Genomic DNA, 24,499 nt, shown 5'->3' with positions numbered 1-24,499 from the left:
GGTGCGTTATGAGTCTGACGATCACGCTGACAGGAACCGGAGGGGCGCAGCTGGTGCCGGTGTTTGGCTGCGACTGCGCGGCGTGCCGACGGGCGCGTTTGCAGGAAAACCATCGCCGTCGCCCCTGTAGCGCGGCGGTGAAATTCAACGATGCGGTCACCTTGCTGGACGCAGGTATTCCCCACCTGATGGACGACTGGCCCGCGGGGAGTTTCAGGCAGTTTTTGCTCACCCATTATCATATGGATCACGTTCAGGGGCTGTTCCCCCTGCGCTGGGGCGTGGGGGCGACCATTCCGGTTTACGGTCCGCCGGACGACGCAGGCTGTGACGACCTGTTCAAACATCCGGGTCTTCTGGATTTCAGCCACACGGTCGAGCCGTTCGTGATGTTTGAACTTCAGGGCTTGCGGGTTACGCCGCTGCCGCTCAACCATTCAAAACTGACCTTCGGCTATCTGCTGGAGTCCGCCCACAGCCGCGTGGCGTGGCTTTCTGATACCGCCGGGCTACCAGATAAAACGGTGACATTTCTGCTAAATAATCAGCCGCAGGCGATGATTATTGACTGTAGCCATGAACCGCGCCAGGAGACGCCGCGCAACCACTGTGATTTGAATACGGTGATTGCGCTGAACGAGGTGATTGGCTGTCCGCAGGTGATCCTGACGCATATCAGCCATCAGTTTGACGTCTGGATGATGGATAACCCGCTGCCGTCCGGCATTAAAGCGGGGTATGACGGGATGGTACTGGTGCTGGATTAGGTTTTGCCGGGTGGCGGCTGCGCCTTACCCGGCCTACGCGTTGCGATACCGGGGTTTACCACCGATCGTAATCATCCTCTAACCGGCGCTCATCCTCCTCTAACCGACGCCGGTCGTCATCCAGCTGCCGCTGACGCTCGTCTAAGCGCTGGCGTCGGTCTTCTAACTGCCGGCGACGATCGTCGTACTGGCGGCTGTCGGTTTGACGGCTGCGATCGTAACGATCGTCGTCATCGTCATTACGGCTGCTGCCGGGGTTATAGGCGTCGTTGATCGCCTGCTGAACATTGCCAATAGCATCATCAATCACATCGGCATGCGCCAGTTGGCTGGTTAAAGTCAGCAGACCCAATAACAGAGCGGTAGAGTAACGTTTCATAAGGCCAGACTCGCAGGTGAACTGGCCTTAAAGTAATGACTGGCTGTTAGCGGGAGTAGCGGAGGAATCTCAAATTACCATCACCTTGCGCAGCGCCTGCGCCAGCTGTGCGCGGGTGAACGGTTTTCGCAGTAACGGAACGTCCGGCAGCTGCGGGTTATGCGCCGGGCGCAAATCCTGCCCGCTGATCAGCAGAACCGGCAACTGCGGATAGTGGCTGCGTACATGGCCGATCACCTCCGCACCGCTCAGGCCGCCCGGTAACATCAGGTCGCTGATAAACATGCCGATATCCGGTGATGCGTCCAGCATGTTCAACGCCTGCTCGCCGTTTTCGGCTTCAAGTGTCAGGTAGCCAAGCTGGTGCAGTTGCTCGCACAGGGTCTGCCGCACGCCCGCCTCATCTTCCAGGACCAGCACAAGCAGCTCACTTTCTGCCGGGGCCGTGGTCGCCAGCGCGGCATCATCGGAGAACGCGGGCAGCGTCGAGCGCGGCAGCTGGAGCCGCACGGTGGTTCCCTGCCCCGGCGCGCTTTCGATCTCAACACGACCACCCGACTGGCGCACAAAGCCGTACACCATCGACAGCCCTAACCCGCTGCCGCTGCCGGTCTGTTTGGTGGTGAAGAACGGTTCAAAGACCTGCGATTTCACCTCCTGCGACATCCCGCAGCCGTGGTCAATCACCTCCAGCGCGACCATATCCTGCCTGCGCCCGTCGCTGCGGGTCACACGCTGGTTCCAGGTGCGGATTTTGATCACACCGTATTGCCCCTCCATTGCATCACGGGCGTTCATCACCAGGTTGATAATGGCGTTTTCCAGCTGGCTGACGTCAATCCATGCGGGCCACGCCGGGGTTTGCGCTTCAATATCCAGCGTCAGCGTGGCGGGAAGCGAGTGCCGCATCAGCTCGCTCAGGTTCTCCAGCAGCGGCTTCATCTCTACCGCATGTGGATGCAGGGATTGCTTGCGCGAGAAGGCCAGCAGACGCTGGGTGAGCATGGCTCCGCGTTCCGCGGCTTTAAGCGCACGGGTGATGCGCGGCGCGTCCGGTGATGCCGAATCGGTCAGCTCCAGACTGCCGATAATCACCGCCAGCAGGTTATTAAAATCATGCGCCAGGCCACCCGTCAGTTGCCCGACCGCCTTCATTTTCTGGCTGTGCAGCAGCGCCTCCTCCAGCCCCTGACGTTCGATGCGGTCAACCTCCATCTGTGAGGTCTTCACCTTCAGCAGCCGCGTGGTGTGCTCCAGCGAAGCGGTATTGCGGGCGAAAACGTTAAACGCGCGCGCCAGTTCCCCCAGCTCATCACGCCGCTGTAGAGCGGGCACCGACACATCCTGCTCCCCATGAGCGAGACGCGACATCGCCCTTGAGATAGCCGTCAGGTTGGAGCCCAGATTGCGGTAAATATACCAGCAGGCACAGCCGGTGATGATCAGCGCCAGCACCGCGAAGATGCTGATAAACACGCTGATGGATTGCAGCTCGTGATGGCTCTGGGCCGTGCGAAGCCGGGAAGCCTGCGCCACCTGTTCAACGTACTGATTAATGTCGCTGTTTAATATCGCCACCAGCGCCTTGATGTGGAACATGTACCAGCTGATGGACAGATCGCTCTCCTCCAGCTGCGTCGACAGTGGTGCGAGCTTGCGCAGCTCATCATTAAAATCCGGGAGCACCAGGTTGGCCACCGGTTGCAGGGCGCTCGCGGATAACCCCGCGGTTACTGCATCCAGCTGCTGCACCGTGGCGCGCGGTGAAGGGGTATCAATGGCGGCAACGATCAGCCTGTCCATCTCTGCAAGCTGTCGGGCGTCTGGCACATTGCTCGCGTAACGGCGGTTGATATCCTGCAAATGACGCAGGTAGCTTTGGCTTTGATAGAGCGAGCTGAGCAGCGCGTTACGCTCCAGATGCCGCTTTTGCCCGCGCTCCAGCATTCCCGTCACGCTCTGCTGTAATTCATTACTCCTGCGAATAATTCGCGCCACCAGCGCCGGCTCCTGCTGCGCCAGCGGCGCATCGGCAAGTTGATCCAGCGAGTGGCGCAGCGCCATCTGCGTCTGTTTCAGCCGCTCGGCTTCGCCTTTGTACTCCAGCGCACCGACCACCTGCGACAGCCGCACCGCCGCCGTTGCCACATTTGCGGTATCACGGGCGAGGTTCATGCTGCCGGTCATGTCATCCAGCGTTTGCTGTTGGACCTGCTCCTGGATCTGGCTGGCGTGACGAAAGCCGAGCACCGCCACACCGCTCACCATCAGCGTGACGGCGACCACCAGCAGATTAAAAATCAGCAGGCGTCCGCGGGCGCTGGTGAAGAACGGGGGGCGTGAAGACATGGGTTTGGGCTCCTCTGCGGATTGGTGCCTTCACCCTGGCCCTCTCCCACAGGGAGAGGGAAAAGGAAAATGTGATGGCGATTAGCTATTCATAACTATGACAAATATGAACAGCTTCTGACATTTTGCATTTACGCGCCTGTGATGAAGTGCAGATATCGACATTCACAGGAGATCCGCCATGAGCAGAACCCCGGTTTTAGAGATGCGCAATATTGCCAAGACGTTTGGCAATTTCCACGCGCTCAAGGGCGTGGATTTGACGGTTTTCCCCGGTGAGATCCACGCGCTGATGGGGGAAAACGGCGCCGGAAAAAGCACGCTGATGAAGATCCTCGCAGGTGCCTATACCGCCAGCAGCGGCGACATCCTCATCGACGGTAAGCCGTTTCATATCAAAGGGCCGAAGGATGCGCTGGCCGCAGGCATTACCCTGATTTATCAGGAGATGCAGCTTGCTCCTAACCTGACCGTGGCGGAAAACATTTTTCTCGGCAGCGAGCTGTCGCGCGGCGGGCTGGTCCAGCGCAAAGAGATGGCTGCCCAGGCGCAGGCGGTCATTGACCGCCTCGGTGCGCAGTTCAGCGCCACCGACCTGGTCATGAAACTGACGATCGCCGAGCAGCAGCAGGTGGAGATCGCCCGCGCCCTGCACCGCAACAGCCGCATTCTGGTGATGGACGAACCTACCGCCGCCCTCTCCTCGCGCGAAACCCACCGTCTGTTCGAACTGATTTTGCGCCTGCGCGATGAAGGCATGGCGATTATTTACATCAGCCACCGGATGGCGGAAGTGTATGAACTCTCTGACCGCGTCAGCGTGCTACGCGACGGGCAATACGTCGGCAGCCTGACGCGCGACAGGCTCAACGCCTCCGAGCTGGTGCGCATGATGGTGGGCCGTCCGCTCAGCGATCTGTTTAACAAAGAGCGCGATATTCCCCTCGGCAGCCCGCGTCTTAACGTCCACCACCTCACCGACGGCAAAAAAGTACAGCCGTGCAGTTTGCAGGTGCGCTCCGGTGAAATCGTCGGGCTGGCAGGGCTGGTCGGGGCCGGGCGTTCCGAGCTGGCACAGCTGATCTTCGGCGTGCGCAAAGCCACCGGCGGCATGATTGAGGTGGACGGCGAACCGGTGGTGATCCACTCCCCGCGCGCGGCCATTGAGAACGGCATCGGTTTTCTTACCGAGAACCGCAAGGAACAGGGTCTGTTTCTGGAGCTGGCGGCGCAGGAGAACATCACTATGGCGACGCTGGAGCGCGACGCCACTTTCGGCTGGCTGAACCGCAAAAAAGCGCAGTCGATTTCCGACGACGCCATCGCCCTGCTCAATATCCGCGTGCCCCATTCACAGGTGCGCGCGGGCGGGCTCTCCGGCGGCAACCAGCAAAAACTGCTGATCTCCCGCTGGGTGGCGATAGGCCCGCGCATTCTGATTCTGGACGAGCCCACGCGCGGCGTAGACGTCGGCGCAAAAAGCGAGATCTACCGCATCATGAACCAGATGGCGCGCAAAGGCGTTGCGATACTGATGATCTCCAGCGAGCTGCCGGAAGTAGTAGGGATGAGCGACCGGGTGTACGTGATGCGGGAAGGCAGCATTGCGGGTGAACTGCACGGGCGCGACATCTCTCAGGAAAACATCATGACGCTGGCAACCGGCGTAAACGACACACATCATCAGGCGGTGTAATTATGACAACTCCAACCCATCCGCAGCAGGTGGCGAAATCCGCCTCCGCCAAAAAAATGCTGATGAGCGATCTGATGCAAACGATCGGCATTTTGCCGATTTTAATCCTGATTGTGGCGGTATTTGGCTTTATCGCCCCTAACTTTTTCACCGAGAGTAATCTGCTCAACATTACCCGGCAGGCGTCGATCAACATTGTGCTGGCGGCCGGGATGACCTTCATCATCCTGACCGGCGGGATTGACCTCTCCGTGGGCTCGATTCTGGGCACCACGGCAGTGGCGGCGATGGTGGTCTCACTTATCCCTGAATTTGCGATGCTCTCCATTCCGGCGGCGCTGATGCTCGGTATGGTGCTGGGGCTGTTCAACGGTGCGCTGGTGGCCTTCGCCGGACTTCCGCCGTTTATCGTTACGCTCGGCACCTATACGGCGCTGCGCGGCGCGGCCTATCTGCTGGCGGACGGCACGACGGTTATTAACTCCAACATTAACTTCGAGTGGATCGGCAATAACTACCTCGGCCCGATTCCGTGGCTGGTGGTGATCGCCCTGGCGGTGATTGTGGTGTGCTGGTTCATCCTGCGCCGCACCACCCTCGGCGTTCACATCTATGCGGTTGGTGGCAACATGCAGGCGGCACGCTTAACCGGCATTAAGGTCTGGCTGGTGCTGCTGTTTGTCTACGGCATGAGTGGCCTGCTCTCGGGCTTAGGCGGCGTGATGAGCGCTTCACGTCTCTACAGCGCCAACGGCAACCTCGGCACGGGGTACGAGCTGGATGCGATTGCGGCGGTGATCCTCGGCGGCACCAGCTTCGTCGGCGGGATCGGCACGATCACCGGCACCCTGGTGGGCGCGCTGATCATCGCCACCCTCAACAACGGCATGACGCTGATGGGCGTCTCCTATTTCTGGCAGCTGGTGATCAAAGGGGCGGTGATCATCATAGCGGTGCTGATCGACAAATACCGTACCCGACACCATCAAAGTGCATAACAACAATACCCTACGTGAGGAATACAGCATGAGATTGAAGCCCTTAGTGACCGCGCTCTGTGCTGGCGCGCTGCTGGCCGCAACCCCGTTTGCGCAGGCAAAAGATCTGAAATCCATCGGCGTGACGGTGGGTGACCTGGCTAACCCGTTCTTCGTGCAGATCACCAAAGGTGCCGAGCTGGAAGCGCGCAAGCTGGCGGGAGATAACGTCAAGGTGACGCTGGTCTCCAGCGGGTACGATCTGGGCCAGCAGGTGTCGCAGATCGATAACTTCATTGCGGCGAAAGTAGACATGATCATCCTTAATGCCGCGGATTCCAAAGGGATCGGCCCCGCGGTAAAACGCGCTAAAGAGGCGGGGATCGTGGTCGTGGCGGTGGACGTGGCGGCGGAAGGGGCCGATGCGACCATCACCTCCGATAACACTCAGGCGGGAGAAATGGCCTGTAAGTACATTACCGACCGCCTGAAAGGTAAAGGCAACGTGGTGATCATCAACGGACCGCCGGTTTCTGCGGTACAAAACCGCGTGGAGGGCTGCCAGACCGAGTTCAGGCGCCACCCGGATATCAAAGTGCTCTCGGATAATCAGAACGCCAAAGGCAGCCGCGAAGGCGGCCTGGAGGTCATGACCTCCCTGCTGGCGGCCAATCCGAAGATCGACGGCGTATTCGCGATTAACGATCCGACCGCGATCGGCGCCGATCTGGCGGCTAAACAGGCGCAACGCAACGAATTCTTTATCGTTGGCGTGGATGGCAGCCCGGATGGTGAAGAAGCCCTGAAGCGCGAAAACTCCCTGTTTGTGGCGACGCCAGCGCAGGATCCGCAGGTGATGGCGGCGAAGGCGGTGGAGATTGGCTATGACATTCTTCAGGGCAAACCTGCGCCGAAAGAGCCCGTGCTGATCCCGGTGACGATGATCGATAAAAAGAACGTCGGCACATATAAGGGTTGGACGGTTAAGTAAGCCCCTCACCCCGGCCCTCTCCCCAAAGGGGAGAGGGTGTTCAAGTTCCCTCTCCCCTTTGGGGAGAGGGTTAGGGTGAGGGGGCGGCAAAAACTCAAGGAGTCCCCATGAAACGCTCCGACATCAATGAAATCCTCGGCCACACGCGGCAGTTCTTCTCCATGCACGACGTGCATCTCCCCCCTTTTGCCAGCTTTCCGCCGACAAAATGGCAGCAGCTTGACCAGGCAGCATGGCAGGAGGTGTTTGACCTCAGGCTCGGCTGGGACGTGACGGCATTTGGTGGCAACAACTTCGCTGCACAGGGGTTAACGCTGTTCACCCTGCGCAACGGCTCCCCCAACGGCGTGCCCTATGAAAAGTGCTATGCCGAAAAAATCATGCACGTCCGCGACGGCCAGGTGACGCCGATGCATTTTCACTGGCGCAAGCGGGAGGACATTATTAACCGCGGCGGCGGGAATCTGATTATTGAGTTATGGAATGCGGGCGCGCATGAAGAGACCGAAAACACCGACGTGACCGTCACGATAGATGGCTGTCGGCAGACGCACATGCCCGGCAGCCAGCTGCGCCTCACGCCAGGGGAGAGCATCTGCCTGACGCCCGGCCTGTACCACAGTTTCTGGGGTGAACGCGGCTTTGGTGACGTGCTGGTGGGCGAAGTGTCGTCGGTCAATGACGATGAACACGACAACCACTTTTTACAGCCCATTGACCGCTACAACACCATTGAAGAAGACGAACCGGCGGTGCTGGTGCTGTGCAACGAGTACACCCTCTTTCGGATATAAGGAGTGAATGATGCCATTGATTTCTCTTGCCGACGGTCTGGCCCACGCCAGGGAACACCGCTACGCCCTGGGCGCGTTCAACGTGCTCGACTCCCATTTTCTGCGCGCGCTGTTTGCCGCCGCGAAGCAGGAACGCTCGCCGTTTATCATCAACATCGCCGAAGTGCATTTTAAGTACGTGTCTCTGGAGTCGCTGGTGGAAGCGGTGAAATTCGAAGCTGCCCGCCACGATATTCCCGTGGTGCTGAACCTCGACCACGGACTGCATTTTGAGGCGGTGGTGCGCGCCCTGCGTTTAGGGTTCAGCTCGGTGATGTTCGACGGCTCCACGCTGAGCTATGAGGAAAATATCCGCCAGACCCGGGAAGTGGTGAAGATGTGCCACGCGGTGGGCGTCTCGGTAGAGGCGGAGCTGGGCGCGGTAGGCGGGGATGAAGGTGGCGCGCTGTACGGTCATGCGGATGAAGCCTTCTTTACCGACCCGCAACTGGCGCGCGAATTTGTTGATTCAACCGGCATCGATGCGCTGGCGGTTGCCATTGGCAACGCGCACGGCAAATACAAGGGCGAGCCGAAGCTTGATTTTCCGCGTCTGGACGCCATTCGCCAGCAGACGGGCCTGCCGCTGGTTTTACACGGCGGCTCTGGCATAAGCGACACTGATTTCCGCCGCGCCATTGAACTCGGTATTCATAAAATCAATTTCTATACCGGCATGTCGCAGGCCGCACTTGCCGCCGTTGAGCAACGCATGGCGAACCGCCAACCGCTTTACGATGAGTTTGCCGAGCTGCTGCTGGGCATTGAAGAGGCCATTACCGATACGGTTGCGGAACAGATGCGCATCTTCGGCAGTGCGGGGCAGGCCTAATGGAACGCAAAGGGATCGTCGCCGCAGGCAATATGCTGGTGGATCACGTCCACCAGATCGTACAGTGGCCGGAGCGCGGCTGGCTGGCAGAAATCACCCACAGCGAACGCTCAACCGGCGGTGCGCCGCTCAACGTTCTGCTGACGCTGGCAAAAATGCACGTCGGCCTGCCGTTACAGGCGGTGGGGCTGATTGGGGAAGACAGCGACGGAGACTATATTCTGGCGATGCTCGACCAGTATCACGTCAATCGCCAGCGCGTGCAGCGCACGACGCTCTCCCCAACGTCGATGTCGCAGGTGATGACCGACCCCAGCGGACAGCGCACCTTTTTCCACTCGCCGGGCGCCAACCGCCTGCTGGATCTTCCCGCCTTCGATCGTTTAGACGGATCGCTGAAGATCTTCCATCTCGGCTATCTGCTGCTGCTCGACAGCCTGGATATGCCGGACGAGGAATTTGGCACCCGCAGCGCGCGGTTACTGGCACAGATGCACGATCAGGGGTATGAAACCTCGCTCGATCTGGTGTCCCGCAAGGGCGACCCGCGCTATCAGCCGCTGGTGCTCCCTGCCCTGCGCCATCTTGATTATCTGGTGATTAACGAGCTGGAAGCCGGTGAGTTTAGCGGGCTTGAGATCCGCGACGGCCATGATGCGCTGAACATGGCCCATATCGCCGACGCTGCCGCACAGCTGCTGGCGGCAGGCGTGCGACAGCGGGTGGTGATCCACTGTCCGGAAGGGGCATGGGGTGAAGCGCCGGGTGAAAAAGGGCAATGGGTTCCGTCGTGGAAGCTGACGCAGGACGAGATTATCGGCAGCGTCGGCGCGGGCGACGCGTTTTGCGCGGGCTTTTTATACGGCTGCCATGAATCCCTGCCGCTGACGGAGAGTATTTATCTGGCGCACGCCTGCGCGCGGGCCAGCCTGCTGGCGGCTAATGCAATTGACGGCGCGAAAACGCTGGCCGAGCTTCAGACGTTTATTCAGGAGAACGGTCAGGCGGCTTTCTCATGATGGGAAACGTCCGTGGCAAAAACATAGCCCAGACCGCGAATGGTTTTGATCAGCAGAGGCTGGTGCGGATTAACCTCAATTTTTCGCCGTAACCGCATGATCAACACGTCGATAGTGCGGTCAAAGACCTCGGCGCTTTCGCTGTGGGTCAGTTCAAGCAGTTGTTCACGGCTCAGTACCCGGCGGGCGTTTTGCGTTAATGCCAGCAGCAGGCCATATTCGCCCTGGGTTAACGGCACGGTATTACGCTGCGGATCGCTCAGCTCGCAGCGGGTGGTGTCCAGCGTCCAGCCGTTAAAGGCAATACCTTCAACGCGCGGCGCGGCAGGCTCCGCGGCCAGCGCACCGGTACGACGCAGCACCGCCTTAACGCGGGCGACCACCACGCGCGGATTGAACGGTTTTCCGATGTAATCATCAGCGCCCATTTCCAGCCCAACGACCACATCTGATTCACTTCCCAGCCCCGTCAGCATCACCACCGGTAGCGACGGTCGCCGCTTTTGCATCTGCAGCAAAACCTGTAATCCGTTGATATCCGGCAGCATCATGTCCAGCAGAACCAGCGCAATGCCGGAGTCCTGCTGGACACGGTTCACCGCTTCCTGACCGGTGTGACACGTCAGCACGGTAAAGACGTGCTCGCTGAGCACATCCTGTAGCAGTTCGCAGACTGCGACATCATCATCAACCACCAGAATCGCCGGTTTCATCGCATGCTTCCGTCAGGGAATTATGTTAAGTCTGAACCATTCTGCCGCCGGCTCCAGCCGAATTGTTTTTTACGTGACGGAAATTCAATCCATGTCACATCCCCTGCCCTTTCGACACGTCAATTTTGACGATTGGCTGTTTTTCGTCAGGGTTTTGCCCCGCAAAGGGTCGTAAAGTCAGGAAATACCCATAGTAAAAACATGGCATAGAAGCTGCATATTGGGCAGGTAAGAACTGTTTAACTGGAGCAAAGTGATGAAAAAAGTCGTCACGGTTTGCCCTTATTGTGCCTCAGGTTGCAAGATCCACCTGGTGGTCGATAACGGCAAAATCGTCCGGGCGGAAGCGGCGCAGGGTAAAACCAATCAGGGCACGCTGTGCCTGAAAGGGTACTACGGCTGGGATTTTATTAACGATACCCAAATCCTCACCCCGCGCCTGAAAACCCCTATGATCCGCCGCGAGCGCGGCGGCAAGCTGGAAGCCGTCTCCTGGAATGAAGCGCTGGATTATGTTGCCACGCGCCTTAGCGCCATCAAGGCCAAGTATGGCCCGGATGCGATTCAGACCACCGGCTCCTCACGCGGAACCGGGAATGAAACCAACTATGTGATGCAAAAATTCGCGCGCGCCGTTATTGGTACCAATAACGTCGACTGCTGCGCTCGCGTCTGACACGGCCCATCGGTTGCAGGTCTGCACCAGTCGGTCGGTAACGGCGCAATGAGTAATGCCATCAATGAGATAGATAACACCGATCTGGTGTTCATCTTCGGCTATAACCCGGCGGATTCTCACCCTATCGTCGCGAATCACGTGATTCGCGCCAAACAGAACGGGGCGAAAATCATCGTCTGCGATCCGCGCAAAATTGAAACCGCGCGCATTGCCGATATGCACATCGCACTGAAAAACGGCTCAAACATCGCGCTGTTGAATGCGATGGGGCACGTCATTATTGAGGAGAACCTCTACGACCAGGCGTTTGTCGCGAGCCGTACGGAAGGGTTTGAAGAGTATCGCAAGATTGTCGAAGGCTATACGCCGGAGTCCGTTGAGGCGATAACCGGCGTCAGCGCACAGGAGATCCGCCAGGCGGCGCGGATGTACGCCGGAGCGAAAACCGCCGCTATTCTGTGGGGTATGGGCGTGACCCAGTTCTACCAGGGCGTGGAAACCGTGCGCTCGCTCACCAGCCTCGCCATGTTAACCGGCAATCTGGGTAAAGCGCATGTGGGCGTGAACCCGGTACGTGGTCAGAATAACGTGCAGGGCGCGTGCGACATGGGCGCGCTGCCGGACACCTATCCGGGCTACCAGTACGTCAAATTCCCGGAAAATCGCGAGAAATTCGCGAAGGCCTGGGGCGTGGAGAGCCTGCCTGAGCACACGGGGTATCGCATCAGCGAGCTGCCGCACCGCGCGGCGCACGGTGAAGTGCGTGCGGCCTACATCATGGGTGAAGATCCGCTCCAGACCGACGCCGAGTTGTCTGCGGTGCGTAAAGGGTTTGAGGATCTGGAGCTGGTGATTGTTCAGGATATCTTTATGACCAAAACCGCGGCGGCGGCGGATGTGATTTTACCGTCGACCTCCTGGGGCGAGCATGAAGGTGTCTATACGGCGGCAGACCGCGGCTTCCAGCGCTTCTTCAAGGCTGTCGAGCCGAAGTGGGATCTGAAAACGGACTGGCAGATCATCAGCGAAATCGCCACCCGCATGGGCTACCCGATGCACTACAACAACACCCAGGAGATCTGGGACGAGTTGCGGCATCTGTGCCCGGACTTTTATGGGGCAACCTATGAAAAAATGGGTGAGCTAGGCTACATCCAGTGGCCGTGCCGGGATGAGTCAGAGGCGGATCAGGGAACGTCGTACCTCTTTAAAGAAAAATTCGACACCCCGAACGGGCTGGCGCAATTCTTCACCTGCGACTGGGTCGCGCCGATCGATAAACTCACCGACGAGTATCCGATGGTGCTCTCCACCGTGCGTGAAGTGGGCCATTACTCCTGCCGTTCCATGACCGGCAACTGCGCCGCGCTGGCGGCGCTGGCGGATGAACCGGGCTACGCGCAGATCAACACCGCCGATGCCGAACGGCTCGGTATTGAAGATGAAGCGCTGGTGTGGGTGAACTCGCGTAAAGGCCGCATCATTACCCGCGCGCAGGTCAGCGACCGTCCGAACAAAGGCGCGGTCTATATGACCTACCAGTGGTGGATTGGCGCCTGTAACGAGCTGGTGACGGAGAACTTAAGCCCGATAACCAAAACGCCGGAGTATAAATACTGCGCCGTAAACGTGGAGCCCATAGCGGATCAGCGCGCAGCGGAACAGTACGTGATCGACGAATATAACAAGCTGAAAGCCCGCCTGCGTGAAAGCGCAATGGGATGAAGCTGTTAATTAATCGCTGACTAAATGGGGTGAGATATTCACCCCATTATTATTTCTGGCATCGCTATTAATAATATCAATATATTTCTCTGAAGACGTCTCGCAGAAAAATGTAATTTGCGCGAAAATTAATTACATCTTTGCATTTTAATTCAGAGGGATAAGATATACGGCGGGTGCTTAAGACTTTCTGTCTTGAGCATTGTTGAGGGACAGAAAGTGGAAAGCCCCGGGAAATTTGCATTTACCCGAGGCTACCCCTCAACCCCAACAAGTTGAGAGTAGCCTCTTATTCTTTTTTTCACAAGGAGTAAAAGGCATGACGCCATTAAAAACTACGTTAGGCATCGTCTTTATTATTTGCCTGACGATAGTGATCTTTACCTTTATTACTCGCGATAAGCTCTGCGAGTTTTCAATAAAGAGTGAACATCAGGAGGTGGCGGCGAAATTAGCCTGTAACGCAGGCTAACCTCTTCGGGTGGAACGCGTGTTCCGCCCGGCTTGTGGGATGCTGAGGTCTTAACGCACCCGTTTTTTTCTTCTGTCACCGCGATTATACTGCGCGGCATGTACCCCGATGATAAGAATCCATGAAAGCCATTTTTCTGTTGTTGTTATTTTTAACCGCCTTTGCCCGTGCCGATGAGATAGGCAGCCAGTATCGAAAACAGGCGGAAGCCGGTGATGCGCGCGCCCAGTATTATCTTGCCGATACGTACTTCAGCTCCGGCGACAGCAAGCAGGCCGCGCTGTGGGCCGAGAAAGCGGCGAAAGGCGGCAATGTCGACGCCATGGCGCTGCTATCGCAAATCCTCTTTACGCAGGGCGACTACGCACAGGCCAAAGCTCTGGCCCAACAGGCAAACATTGCGGGCAGCAAACGCGGCGCGATCATGCTGGCGCGGGTGCTGGTGAACACGCAAGCAGGCAAGACCGACTACCCGCAGGCCATTAAACTGCTGCAAACGGCGACCGAAGACATCGATAGTGACTCGGCGGTAGACGCGCAACAGCTGCTGGGGCTGATCTATGCCAACGGCGTTGAAGTCCCTCAGGATGACGTGCAGGCTGCGGCGTGGTTCAAGCGGAGTTCGGCTCTGTCCCGGACGGGCTATGCGGAGTACTGGGCAGGCATGCTGTTCAGGCAGGGTGAGAAAGGCTTTATCACACCGAATAAACAGAAAGCGCTTTACTGGTTAAACCTGAGCTGTACGGAAGGGTTTGATACCGGGTGTGAAGAGTTTGATGCGTTGAGCGGGGAGTAAATTATTGCCCGGTGGCGCTGCGCTTACCGGGCCTACGGTTATGTAGGCCGGGTAAGGCGAAGCCGCCACCCGGCATTTTTACATCATTGGTCAGCCGTTTTATCAAAACGACCCAGCACCTCGCGTTCATACGCCAGCGCTTTTTTACGGTCGAACTTGTGTTCCCACTTGGAGATTACCAGCACCGCCAGCGCATTACCCACCACGTTCAGCGCGGTACGCGCCATGTCGAGGATACGGTCCACACCGGCGATAAACGCCAGGCCTTCCAGCGGAATACCGACGCTGCCCAGCGTCGCCAGCAGCACCACGAAGGAGACGCCCGGCACGCCTGCGATACCCTTTGAGGTCACCATCAGGGTCAACACCAGCACGATTTCCTGCCACAGCGACAGGTCAATGCCGTACAGCTGAGCGATAAAGATTGCCGCAATACTCTGATACAGCGTTGAACCATCCAGGTTGAAGGAGTAACCGGTCGGTACAACGAAGCTGGTAATGGACGCCGGTGCACCGTAGGCCTCCATCTTCTCAATGATACGCGGCAGCACGCTCTCGGAGCTTGCCGTGGAGTACGCCAGAATCAGCTCATCTTTCAGAATGCGGATCAGGATCCAGATGCTCAGCCCGCACAGGCGCGCCACAATCCCCAGCACCACCAGCGCGAAGAACAGGATCGCGAAGTGCACCAGAATCACCAGCTTCGCCAACGGCCACAGGGAAGCAAAGCCGAAGTTCGCCACGGTTACGGCGATCAGCGCAAAAACACCCACCGGCGCATAGCGCATCACCATGTGGGTAACTTTGAACATGGTTTCAGAGATAGAGCGGAACACCGTTACCAACGGTTCACGGTGCGTCGCGGGCAGGGAAGAAAGCCCCAGACCAAAGAGCACCGAGAAGAAGATGATCGGCAGCATCTCGCCCTTCGCCATTGACGCGATAATGTTGGTCGGCACCAGTGACAGAATTGTGCCCATCAGACCGTGCGAATGGCTCTGCACGTCGGCGGTGGTGCTTTGATATTTCGAAATATCCACCGTCGCCAGCTGCGACATATCAATCCCGGAACCTGGCTGGAACACGTTCGCCAGGGTGATACCAAGAATGATGGCAACCGTGGTGATCACTTCGAAATAGAGAATGGTTTTAACGCCGATGCGGCCTAACTGTTTCGCATCACCTACCCCGGCAATACCGACCACCAGCGTCGAGATCACAATCGGCACAACAATCATCTTGATCAGATGAATAAAGATATCGCCCGCTGGCGAGAGAAGGTTCGCAATCAGCCACTCGCGGCTGTCGCTATGATAATGGAGGTAACTGCCCAGCAAGATGCCCAGCACAAGGGCCAGCAGGATCTGCCAGGCCAGGCTGACTTTCAAATTTTTCATAGAAACTGACTTCCTCAATGAAATCTCCGCACCATCAAAACTGCATGAATATGGAGACATACTGAAAGGGTATGAATTGTGTTGCGTTGGTTTATGGGATTTTTTAACGCGCCGTATGAGTATCATTTGCACGGCATGCTGCGCAAGCCTTAAAGAACAAGGCATTTCACTGCAAAAAGCGTCATTGACGGTAATTAATAGCAATCCACATCAATAACCGATTGTTATGAAAAAACTTTTACAAACAAAAAAGTGAATAATTCTTCAGATGAATTATTTCCCTTCAAAGTTTCATTCGCTCAATTTTCATACTCTTCAGACATTGCGTGATCTGTCGCCCAAATACTAAACAAAGCTTGTAAAGCCCCTACTATTAACGTTTTTGCGACATATTATTAACATCTTACAAGGAGAAAAAAAGCCATGAGCCAAATACACAAACACGACATTCCCGCAAACATTGCGGACCGTTGCCTGATAAGCCCGGAGCAGTACCAGGAGAAATACCAGCAGTCCATTTCCAGCCCTGACGCATTCTGGGGTGAACAGGGCCACATCCTCGACTGGATCAAACCTTATCAGAAGGTAAAGAACACCTCTTTCGCGCCGGGCAACGTCTCCATTAAATGGTATGAAGACGGCACGCTGAACCTGGCGGCGAACTGCCTGGACCGCCATCTTGCCGAACGCGGCAACGAAACGGCCATTATCTGGGAAGGCGACGATGCCTCTCAGAGCAAACACATCTCATATAAAGAGCTTCATCGCGACGTCTGCCGCTTCGCCAACGTGCTGCTGGCCCAGGGCATTAAAAAAGGCGATGTGGTGGCGATCTATATGCCGATGGTGCCGGAAGCCGCGGTGGCTATGCTGGCCTGCGCGCGCATCGGCGCGATCCACTCCGTTATTTTTGGTGGCTTCTCGCCGGAGGCGGTTGCCGGACGTATCGTCGACTCGAACTCAAAGCTGGTGATCACCGCTGACGAGGGCGTGCGTGCCGGGCGCGGCATTCCGCTGAAGAAAAACGTCGATGAAGCGCTGAAAAACCCGAACGTGAAATCCATCCATAACGTCATTGTCTTCAAACGCACGGGCGGCAACATTGACTGGCACGAGGGCCGAGACCTGTGGTGGAGCGATCTGATTGAAAACGCAAGCGACCAGCATCAGCCGGAAGAGATGAACGCGGAAGATCCGCTGTTTATCCTTTATACCTCCGGATCCACCGGTAAGCCGAAAGGCGTGCTGCATACCACCGGCGGCTATCTGGTTTACGCGGCCACCACCTTTAAATACGTTTTCGACTACCATCCGGGCGACATCTACTGGTGTACCGCCGACGTGGGCTGGGTCACCGGTCACAGCTACCTGCTGTACGGCCCGCTGGCCTGCGGCGCAACGACGCTGATGTTTGAAGGCGTACCTAACTGGCCAACGCCGGCGCGTATGTGCCAGGTGGTCGATAAGCATCAGGTCAACATTCTCTACACCGCGCCAACGGCGATCCGCGCATTAATGGCGGAAGGCGATAAAGCCATCGAAGGGACCGACCGCTCTTCCCTGCGCATCCTCGGTTCCGTGGGCGAGCCGATCAACCCGGAAGCCTGGGAGTGGTACTGGAAGAAGATCGGCAACGAGAAGTGCCCGGTGATGGACACCTGGTGGCAGACCGAAACCGGCGGCTTCATGATCACCCCGATGCCGGGCGCCACGCAGTTGAAAGCCGGTTCGGCCACCCGTCCGTTCTTCGGCGTGCAGCCCGCGCTGGTGGACAACGAAGGCAATCCGCAGGAAGGGGCCACCGAAGGCAACCTGGTGATCGTCGATTCCTGGCCTGGCCAGGCGCGTACCCTGTTCGGCGACCATGAGCGCTTCGAACAGACCTACTTCTCAACCTTTAAAAACATGTACTTCAGCGGCGACGGCGCGCGCCGGGACGAAGACGGTTATTACTGGATCACCGGACGCGTGGACGACGTGCTGAATGTTTCCGGCCACCGTCTGGGCACGGCGGAGATTGAGTCTGCGCTGGTGTCGCATCCGAAGATTGCCGAAGCGGCAGTTGTCGGCATTCCTCACAACATCAAAGGCCAGGCGATCTACGCCTACGTCACCCTGAACCACGGCGAAGAGCCGTCGCCAGAGCTGTATACCGAGGTGCGCAACTGGGTGCGTAAAGAGATCGGCCCGCTGGCCACGCCGGACGTGCTGCACTGGACCGACTCACTGCCGAAAACCCGTTCCGGCAAGATTATGCGTCGTATTCTGCGCAAAATCGCAGCAGGCGACACCAGCAACCTCGGTGATACCTCAACGCTTGCCGATCCTGGCGTGGTGGACAAACTGCTCGAAGAGAAGCAGGCCATCGCAATGCCTTCCTAGTGTTTTCTCCCTCTCCCCGTGGGAGAGGGCCGGGGTGAGGGCATCAGACCGCACCTTCCTTCCATCACCCTAACCCTCTCCCCATAGGGGAGAGGGGATAAAAACAAACCAACCTTACCTTTGGAGACTCTGTGATGAATAACGATATTTGTCAGCAGATAGAGAATAGTGCGCACTACAGGGAGCTCGTCGAAAAACGGCAACGGTTTGCCTTTATCCTTTCCATCATCATGCTGGTTATTTACGTCGGCTTTATTCTGCTGATCGCCTTTGCGCCGCAGTGGCTCGGTACGCCGCTGCACGCCGGAACCAGCGTTACGCGCGGCATCCCAATTGGCATTGGCGTTATCGTTATTTCGTTTGTGCTGACAGGTGTGTATGTCTGGCGTGCGAACGGTGAATTCGATCGTCTTAACAGAGAAGTTCTGCGCGAGGTAAAAGCATCATGAAGCGAGTCCTGACGGCGCTTGCCGCCACACTTCCCTTTGCTGCCCATGCGGCAGATGCCCTTACCGGCGAGGTCCAGCGCCAGCCAACCAACTGGCAGGCGATTATCATGTTCCTGATTTTCGTGGTGCTAACGCTTTACATCACCTACTGGGCGTCGAAACGCGTGCGCTCCCGTAACGATTACTACACCGCGGGCGGCAACATTACCGGCTTCCAGAACGGGCTGGCGATTGCGGGAGACTTTATGTCTGCCGCCTCGTTCCTCGGGATCTCCGCGCTGGTTTATACCTCGGGGTATGACGGCCTGATCTACTCCCTCGGCTTCCTCGTCGGCTGGCCGATCATTCTGTTCCTGATTGCCGAGCGCCTGCGTAACCTTGGCCGCTACACCTTTGCAGACGTAGCTTCATACCGCCTCAAACAAGGCCCCATCCGCATGCTCTCCGCCTGCGGTTCGCTGGTGGTGGTGGCGCTCTATCTCATCGCCCAGATGGTCGGCGCGGGCAAACTGATCGAGCTGCTGTTCGGTCTGAACTACCACGTCGCGGTGGTGCTGGTAGGCGTGCTGATGGTGATGTACGTCCTGTTCGGCGGCATGCTGGCCACCACCTGGGTACAGATCATCAAAGCGGTACTGCTGCTGTTCGGCGCCAGCTTTATGGCCTTTATGGTAATGAAGCACGTCGGGTTCAGCTTCAATAATCTGTTTACCGAAGCCATGTCAGTGCACCCGAAAGGGGAAGCGATCATGAGCCCGGGCGGGCTGGTGAAAGATCCGATATCCGCGCTCTCGCTCGGTCTCGGCCTGATGTTCGGTACCGCTGGCCTGCCGCATATCCTGATGCGTTTCTTCACGGTGTCTGATGCACGTGAAGCGCGTAAAAGCGTGTTCTACGCCACCGGGTTTATGGGCTACTTCTACATACTGACCTTTATCATCGGCTTTGGCGCGATCATGCTGGTGGGGGCAAACCCGGCGTTTAAAGACGCGGCGGGCGCGCTTATCGGCGGTAACAACATGGCGGCGGTGCATCTGGCCGACGCGGTAGGCGGTAACCTGTTCCTCGGCTTTATCTCTGCCGTGGCCTTCGCCACCATCCTCGCGGTGGTTGCCGGGCTGACGCTGGCTGGTGCGTCTGCGGTATCGCACGATCTCTACGCCAACGTTTTCCGCAAAGGTGCAAGTGAGCGCGATGAGCTGAAAGTCTCCAAAATCACCGTACTGGTGCTGGGCGTCGTCGCCATCCTGCTGGGGATTTTGTTCGAGAAGCAGAACATCGCCTTTATGGTGGGGCTGGCCTTCTCGATTGCGGCAAGCTGTAACTTCCCGATCATTCTGCTCTCCATGTACTGGTCAAAACTGACCACCCGTGGGGCGATGATTGGCGGCTGGCTGGGGCTGCTGACGGCGGTGATTCTGATGATCCTCGGCCCGACCATCTGGGTGCAGATCCTCGGTCACGAAAGCGCTATCTTCCCGTATGAATACCCGGCGCTGTTCTCCATTGCCGTGGCGTTTATTGGGATCTGGTTCTTCTCAGCGACCGACAACTCGCCGGAGGGTAACCTGGAGCGTGAGAAATTCCGCGCCCAGTTTATCCGCTCGCAAACAGGCCTGGGTGTTGAGCAGGGCCGCGCGCACTAAACCTTTTCTCCCCGGTCGCTCTGGCCGGGGAACTTAAAACATCACCCACGCCACCAGCGGCGCGATTAATACCATTGTCACGCCCGAGAGCATCATCACCAGGCTTGCAACAACGCCTTCCTGCTGTCCCAGCTCATACGAACGTGCCGTCCCCGCCCCGTGCGACGCCGCGCCAAACCCTGCCCCTTTCGCCATCCCTTCGCGAATGGAAAGGCGCAGAAACAGCACATCCCCCACTGCCATGCCGAACACGCCGGTCACCACCACAAACAGCGCCACCAGATCCGGCTGTCCGCCGAGCGGTTTAGCCGCCGCCAGCGCGAACGGTGTGGTCACCGAGCGTACCGCCAGGCTGCGCTGGATTTCATCAGACAGGGTAAACAGCCGCGCCAGCCAGACCGAGCTGCACACCGCCACTACCGTCGCGGTGACGACACCCGCGCTGAGCGACATCCAGTGGCGTTTAATAATTGCCAGGTTGTCATACACCGGCACCGCAAAGGCGATAGTCGCCGGGCCGAGCAGCCACAGCAGCCAGTGGGATTCACCAATGTAGTTCTGCCAGGAGATATGGCCGAAGACCAGCATCAGCACCAGCAGGATCGGCGTAAAGACCAGCGGCATCAGCGGCAGCGTGCGAAAGCGGCGATACAGGCGCTTGTTGGCAAAGTAAATGACGACTGTCGCAATCAGGCATAGCACGCTTATCTGAAAGTTAGTCATGCTTCTGCCTGCTGATTTCAAAGCGATACACTTTATCCACCACCCAGGCGGTGGCGCCCAGCACCATCAGCGTGCTCAGGGCGATAACCGCAAAGATGCGCCAGCCGTCGACCATCAGCAGTTGCGCATAATTCACCACCGCCACCACGGCCGGAACGAAGAACAGCAGCATCTCCGCCAGCAGCCAGCGCGCACCGGCCCGCACCCAGCTAAGGGGCAACGCGCGACAGAGGATCAGCGTCAGCATCAGCACCATTCCCACCAGGTTGGCGGGTAAAGGCAGGTTCAGCCAGTCGACAAGATATTCAGCAAAAACAAACAGTCCCGCGTAGAGCAGTACCTGAACCGGTACCTGGAGTCGTTGAACAACGGCAGGCGTAACACGGCTTAACGCCACGGCCATGGGGGTTTTCCTCAGAAATGAGACGAGGCGCCAGTATAGTGAGCGTACGGTATCGACTGAAATGAATTAAAATCATCGAAGGTATAGTTTCGAGGAATAATCATGGACATAAGAACGCTGCGCTATTTTGTCGAGGTGGTTCGCCAGCAAAGTTTTACCCGCGCAGCGGAGAAGTTATTCGTAACCCAGCCTACCATCAGTAAGATGCTGAAAAACCTCGAAGATGAGCTGAACTGTACCCTCCTGATCCGCGACGGGCGCAAGCTGCTGCTGACCGATACCGGTCGCGTGGTGTTCGAGCGCGGGCTGGCAATTCTGGCGGAGTTCCGCCAGCTGGAGGCCGAGCTTGGGGACATCAACCACCTGACAAAAGGGCTGCTGCGGCTCGGCATTCCGCCGATGGTCGGCATGATGATGGCCGGGCCGATTAGCCTGTTTCGCCAGCGCTATCCCGGCGTTGAGCTAAAAATTTCTGAATTTGGCGGCCTGACCGTGCAGCAGGCGGTGATGAACGGTGAACTGGACGTGGCCATGACGGCCCTTCCCGTGGAAGAAGAGAGCGGGCTGGCAACGCTGCCGCTGTTCAGCCACCCGCTGTGCGTGCTGGTGCCGCGCTCCGGCGACTGGCTGAAGATTGAATCAGTAAAACCCGAGCTGCTCGGCGAACACCCGCTGCTAATTTACAACGAAGATTTCGCCTTAAGCCGCCAGCTGATGGCGCTGTTTAACCAGCACAACGTAAAGCCGCGCATTGCGGTGCGCAGCGGCCAGTGGGATTTTCTGGCAGCGATGGTACAGGCGGGCGTGGGGATAGCCATTCTGCCGCAGCCGATCTGCGAGCGGCTGGATAAAAACACGCTGCGCTGGATCCCGCTGGAGAGCGATCTGCACTGGCAGTTAGGGATGATCTGGCGTGAAGGGGTGTATCTGTCGCACAGCGCACAGGCGTGGTTGCAATGCTGTGAGGGGTTTTGGGTACCCTCACCCTAACCCTCTCCCATAGGGCTGAGGGTTCCCCACAAATTAATGCGAGCACTGAGCAATCCCCTCGCCCCTCCGGGGAGAGGGTTAGGGTGAGGGGAACATACGGCGGTGGTGGTCATTCCGTTCACTTTATGTCCTTGCTACTCTGTAACGACATGACCGGTGAACGTGCCAGGGTGGCTCAGTCGCCACCACCCTGGCGACCCGGGCTCCCGGCGGTAAATCGCCGCTTCGCGGTGCCCTCGGCTTATTCCTTCCGGCTTATCGGGTACGGGCGGAGGCAACGTCCCTGTAAAGCCGCCCTCTCGGCGCATCCCTGCGCCTCGCCCCGGCCTGCAGGAAACGCCTCAGCGATTTACAGCCGGACCAGGGCATCGCTGACAGCCCTCAGTCATTTAGAAAGCAACTTTATTGCTTCTGCATAAAAAAATTACTGGGGAACCCTCAGCCCACCGGGAGAGGGAACCGATCGAGCACGTAGGCCCGGTAAGCGCAGCGCCACCGGGCAATTACAGCGCTACTGATTCTCTATCAACAACGCTTCCAGCAGATCCAGATCGTGCAGCAGCTTTTGCAGCGTCTCGTTGCTGATCTGCCGCGTCGCGCGCAGGTGATACAGCTCGGCACGCTCGGAGCGCAGCGCCGCCAGGCGGAAACGGCGCTCGAGGTTCTCTTCCTGCAACGAACTTTCCACGTCGTTACGTCCGTCAGCACGGCGACGCAAATTACCGATCACGCGTGAACTGACTTCCTTCAGCAGCTGGTTATCAATGTTCTCTTCGGCATCGGCGGCCAGACGCTCCTCCATCTTCTCGATGGCGACAATCGCTACTTCCGCCGTCGCCGCACGGGCAATCCGCTCTTCCTTATGCTGCTGCGAGGTGTCACCCGCATCAATATGCTGCAGCAGAATCGGCAGCATAATTACGCCGACAAACAGGGAGAAGAGGATCACGCCCGCCGCCAGGAACACCAGCTCGTAGCGCGCCGGGAAGACGTCGCCCGTCGGCAGAAGCAGAGGAATGGAGAGCACACCAGCAAGGGTGATCGCCCCGCGAACGCCCGCGAAAGAGGCAATCAGCAGCTCGCGCGTGGTCCAGGAGCCGAACTCCATCGGCTTTTTGGTCAGGAAGCGAACGCTGAACTTCTTCATCGTCCACAGCCAGCCGAAACGCACCAGCATCAGCGAAAGGTAGATGAGTACGATATCGGTAAACAGCATCCAGACTTCAACGTTTGGATCCGCTTCGGCCGCGATCAGCGAAGATTCCATAATGCCCGGCAGTTGCAGGCCCAACAGCAGGAACACCATGCCGTTAAAGACAAACTCGAGCATCGCCCAGGTACTGTTCGCGCGCAGACGCATCGCCAGCGGCGCCCGGCGCATCACGCCGGAACGGGTGATGGTCATCCCCGCGGCTACCGCCGCCAGAATGCCCGACACGCCGATATGTTCGGCAATCAGGTAAGAGGCGAACGGCAGCAGGAACAGCAGGACGATCTGCGTCGCCGGTTCATCGCCGCCCCAGCGGCTGAGGAAGCGCAGCGAACGACCGTACAGCCAGCTTACAACAAAGCCTGCGAGGATACCGCCAATCGCCACCTTGAAGAATTCGAGGGTTGCACCGCCGACGGTAAAGACCATGGTGCCCATGGCTACCGCCACGGCAAACTTCAGGGCGACCAGGCCGGAAGCGTCGTTCATCAGCGCCTCGCCCTGCAAAATGCCCATGATTTTCTTAGGAATGCGCCCTTCGCCCACAATGCCGGACAGCGCCACGGCGTCGGTCGGCGACAGCACGGCAGCCAGCGCAAAGGCGGGTATAAGCGGGATCCCCGGTACGGCCCAGTAGATCAGGAAACCAATCCCGACCACGGTAACGACCACCAGCGCCAGCGCCAGACCGAAGATCTCTCGCCCGTGCTCAAGAAATTCGCGCGTCGGCGTTTTCCAGCCATCGGCAAACAGCAGCGGCGGGATAAACAGCACGAGGAACAGTTCCGGATCGAACTCCACGTGCAGACCGAACGTCGGCCACGCCAGCAGCGCGCCGATAGCTATTTGCATTAAAGGCAGGGGGACCTGGAAGGGCAGTACGCGTGTAACCACCCCGGATAATGAGACCACAAGGGTCATGATGAGTATTGTGAAGAAAATTTCCATGCGTTCCCTGTTTGCTGTGTTTCTTTTTAAGCCAAACCTGAGGCGTCGTGCCTCTTATTCTATCCTCTCCAGAGTAACGTAAAAGACAACGGGATGAGTCCTGAAAATAAAAACGGGCGGCCT

The 24,499-nt window shown here is 58.0% G+C and carries 21 protein-coding genes; 14 read left to right on the top strand and 7 right to left on the bottom strand.

Annotated features, from left to right (window positions below):
- Positions 1-8: 8 nt before the first annotated feature.
- Positions 9-767: a phosphonate metabolism protein PhnP gene (gene phnP / locus BFV65_RS01685; protein WP_069596156.1), complete on the top strand. Its 759-nt coding sequence runs from the start codon at positions 9-11 to the stop codon at positions 765-767.
- 55 nt (positions 768-822) lie between these two features.
- On the opposite strand, the gene yjdP is transcribed toward phnP, so the two are convergent.
- Positions 823-1,146: a DDRRRQL repeat protein YjdP gene (gene yjdP, locus BFV65_RS01680; protein WP_069596155.1), complete on the bottom strand. Its 324-nt coding sequence runs from the start codon at positions 1,144-1,146 to the stop codon at positions 823-825.
- Positions 1,147-1,215: 69 nt separating this feature from the next.
- Positions 1,216-3,495 (bottom strand): ATP-binding protein, encoded by a 2,280-nt coding sequence (locus tag BFV65_RS01675; protein WP_069596154.1) that lies wholly within the window; start codon positions 3,493-3,495, stop codon positions 1,216-1,218.
- 181 nt (positions 3,496-3,676) lie between these two features.
- Here BFV65_RS01675 and BFV65_RS01670 point away from each other — a divergent pair, with 181 nt between their 5' ends.
- The 6 genes from BFV65_RS01670 to BFV65_RS01645 all read left to right on the top strand — a co-directional run bounded on the left by BFV65_RS01670 (position 3,677) and on the right by BFV65_RS01645 (position 9,843).
- Positions 3,677-5,191: a sugar ABC transporter ATP-binding protein gene (locus BFV65_RS01670; protein ID WP_022646773.1), complete on the top strand. Its 1,515-nt coding sequence runs from the start codon at positions 3,677-3,679 to the stop codon at positions 5,189-5,191.
- Between the two features lie 2 nt (positions 5,192-5,193).
- Positions 5,194-6,189 (top strand): ABC transporter permease subunit, encoded by a 996-nt coding sequence (locus BFV65_RS01665; RefSeq protein WP_003860239.1) that lies wholly within the window; start codon positions 5,194-5,196, stop codon positions 6,187-6,189.
- A 28-nt stretch (positions 6,190-6,217) separates the two neighbouring features.
- Positions 6,218-7,159 carry an ABC transporter substrate-binding protein gene (locus tag BFV65_RS01660; RefSeq protein ID WP_003860240.1) on the top strand — a complete coding sequence of 314 codons (942 nt, stop codon included), beginning with the start codon at positions 6,218-6,220 and terminating at the stop codon, positions 7,157-7,159.
- A gap of 107 nt (positions 7,160-7,266) precedes the next feature.
- Positions 7,267-7,953, top strand: coding sequence for a D-lyxose/D-mannose isomerase (locus tag BFV65_RS01655; protein WP_048965640.1), 687 nt, complete (start codon positions 7,267-7,269; stop codon positions 7,951-7,953).
- Positions 7,954-7,963: 10 nt separating this feature from the next.
- A complete protein-coding gene (locus BFV65_RS01650) occupies positions 7,964-8,824 on the top strand; it encodes a ketose 1,6-bisphosphate aldolase (RefSeq protein WP_048965641.1) in 861 nt (286 codons plus the stop codon).
- Positions 8,824-9,843, top strand: coding sequence for a carbohydrate kinase family protein (locus tag BFV65_RS01645; RefSeq protein WP_069596153.1), 1,020 nt, complete (start codon positions 8,824-8,826; stop codon positions 9,841-9,843). The genes BFV65_RS01650 and BFV65_RS01645 overlap by 1 nt, the downstream gene beginning before the upstream one ends.
- Here the strand turns inward: BFV65_RS01645 and BFV65_RS01640 are convergent.
- On the bottom strand, positions 9,825-10,556 hold the full coding sequence (locus tag BFV65_RS01640; RefSeq protein WP_022646769.1) for a response regulator: 732 nt from the start codon (positions 10,554-10,556) through the stop codon (positions 9,825-9,827). The genes BFV65_RS01645 and BFV65_RS01640 overlap by 19 nt on opposite strands.
- Before the next feature lie 256 nt (positions 10,557-10,812).
- Between BFV65_RS01640 and fdhF the strand changes: the two genes are divergently transcribed.
- The 3 genes from fdhF (at position 10,813) to BFV65_RS01620 (ending at position 14,228) form a co-directional block, all read left to right on the top strand.
- Positions 10,813-12,960 carry a formate dehydrogenase subunit alpha gene (fdhF, locus tag BFV65_RS01630; protein WP_080298763.1) on the top strand — a complete coding sequence of 716 codons (2,148 nt, stop codon included), beginning with the start codon at positions 10,813-10,815 and terminating at the stop codon, positions 12,958-12,960.
- A gap of 319 nt (positions 12,961-13,279) precedes the next feature.
- Positions 13,280-13,432 carry a Hok/Gef family protein gene (locus BFV65_RS01625; protein WP_023295770.1) on the top strand — a complete coding sequence of 51 codons (153 nt, stop codon included), beginning with the start codon at positions 13,280-13,282 and terminating at the stop codon, positions 13,430-13,432.
- 121 nt (positions 13,433-13,553) lie between these two features.
- Complete coding sequence (locus BFV65_RS01620; protein ID WP_038415085.1) at positions 13,554-14,228, top strand: tetratricopeptide repeat protein; 675 nt, start codon at positions 13,554-13,556, stop codon at positions 14,226-14,228.
- Between the two features lie 83 nt (positions 14,229-14,311).
- On the opposite strand, the gene gltP is transcribed toward BFV65_RS01620, so the two are convergent.
- A complete protein-coding gene (gene gltP / locus BFV65_RS01615) occupies positions 14,312-15,625 on the bottom strand; it encodes a glutamate/aspartate:proton symporter GltP (RefSeq protein ID WP_022646765.1) in 1,314 nt (437 codons plus the stop codon).
- Positions 15,626-16,048: 423 nt separating this feature from the next.
- Between gltP and acs the strand changes: the two genes are divergently transcribed.
- The 3 genes from acs (at position 16,049) to actP (ending at position 20,102) form a co-directional block, all read left to right on the top strand.
- A complete protein-coding gene (acs, locus tag BFV65_RS01610) occupies positions 16,049-18,007 on the top strand; it encodes an acetate--CoA ligase (protein ID WP_023299100.1) in 1,959 nt (652 codons plus the stop codon).
- Between the two features lie 134 nt (positions 18,008-18,141).
- Positions 18,142-18,456 carry a DUF485 domain-containing protein gene (locus tag BFV65_RS01605; RefSeq protein WP_022646763.1) on the top strand — a complete coding sequence of 105 codons (315 nt, stop codon included), beginning with the start codon at positions 18,142-18,144 and terminating at the stop codon, positions 18,454-18,456.
- Positions 18,453-20,102: a cation/acetate symporter ActP gene (gene actP / locus BFV65_RS01600; protein WP_023299099.1), complete on the top strand. Its 1,650-nt coding sequence runs from the start codon at positions 18,453-18,455 to the stop codon at positions 20,100-20,102. Before BFV65_RS01605 ends, actP begins: the two co-directional genes overlap by 4 nt.
- Before the next feature lie 33 nt (positions 20,103-20,135).
- On the opposite strand, the gene BFV65_RS01595 is transcribed toward actP, so the two are convergent.
- Positions 20,136-20,825 carry an LrgB family protein gene (locus tag BFV65_RS01595; RefSeq protein ID WP_022646761.1) on the bottom strand — a complete coding sequence of 230 codons (690 nt, stop codon included), beginning with the start codon at positions 20,823-20,825 and terminating at the stop codon, positions 20,136-20,138.
- On the bottom strand, positions 20,818-21,228 hold the full coding sequence (locus tag BFV65_RS01590) for a CidA/LrgA family protein (protein ID WP_022646760.1): 411 nt from the start codon (positions 21,226-21,228) through the stop codon (positions 20,818-20,820). The genes BFV65_RS01595 and BFV65_RS01590 overlap by 8 nt, the downstream gene beginning before the upstream one ends.
- A 102-nt stretch (positions 21,229-21,330) precedes the next feature.
- Between BFV65_RS01590 and BFV65_RS01585 the strand changes: the two genes are divergently transcribed.
- A complete protein-coding gene (locus BFV65_RS01585; RefSeq protein ID WP_022646759.1) occupies positions 21,331-22,218 on the top strand; it encodes a LysR family transcriptional regulator in 888 nt (295 codons plus the stop codon).
- A 511-nt stretch (positions 22,219-22,729) separates the two neighbouring features.
- Here the strand turns inward: BFV65_RS01585 and BFV65_RS01580 are convergent.
- Positions 22,730-24,376 carry a Na+/H+ antiporter gene (locus tag BFV65_RS01580; protein WP_022646758.1) on the bottom strand — a complete coding sequence of 549 codons (1,647 nt, stop codon included), beginning with the start codon at positions 24,374-24,376 and terminating at the stop codon, positions 22,730-22,732.
- Positions 24,377-24,499 lie beyond the last annotated feature (123 nt).

It is taken from the genome of Enterobacter hormaechei subsp. hoffmannii (assembly GCF_001729745.1).
Lineage (GTDB): Bacteria > Pseudomonadota > Gammaproteobacteria > Enterobacterales > Enterobacteriaceae > Enterobacter > Enterobacter intestinihominis.
Note: the sequence above shows the minus strand (reverse complement) of the source record. Positions and strands in the feature narration are given on the sequence as shown.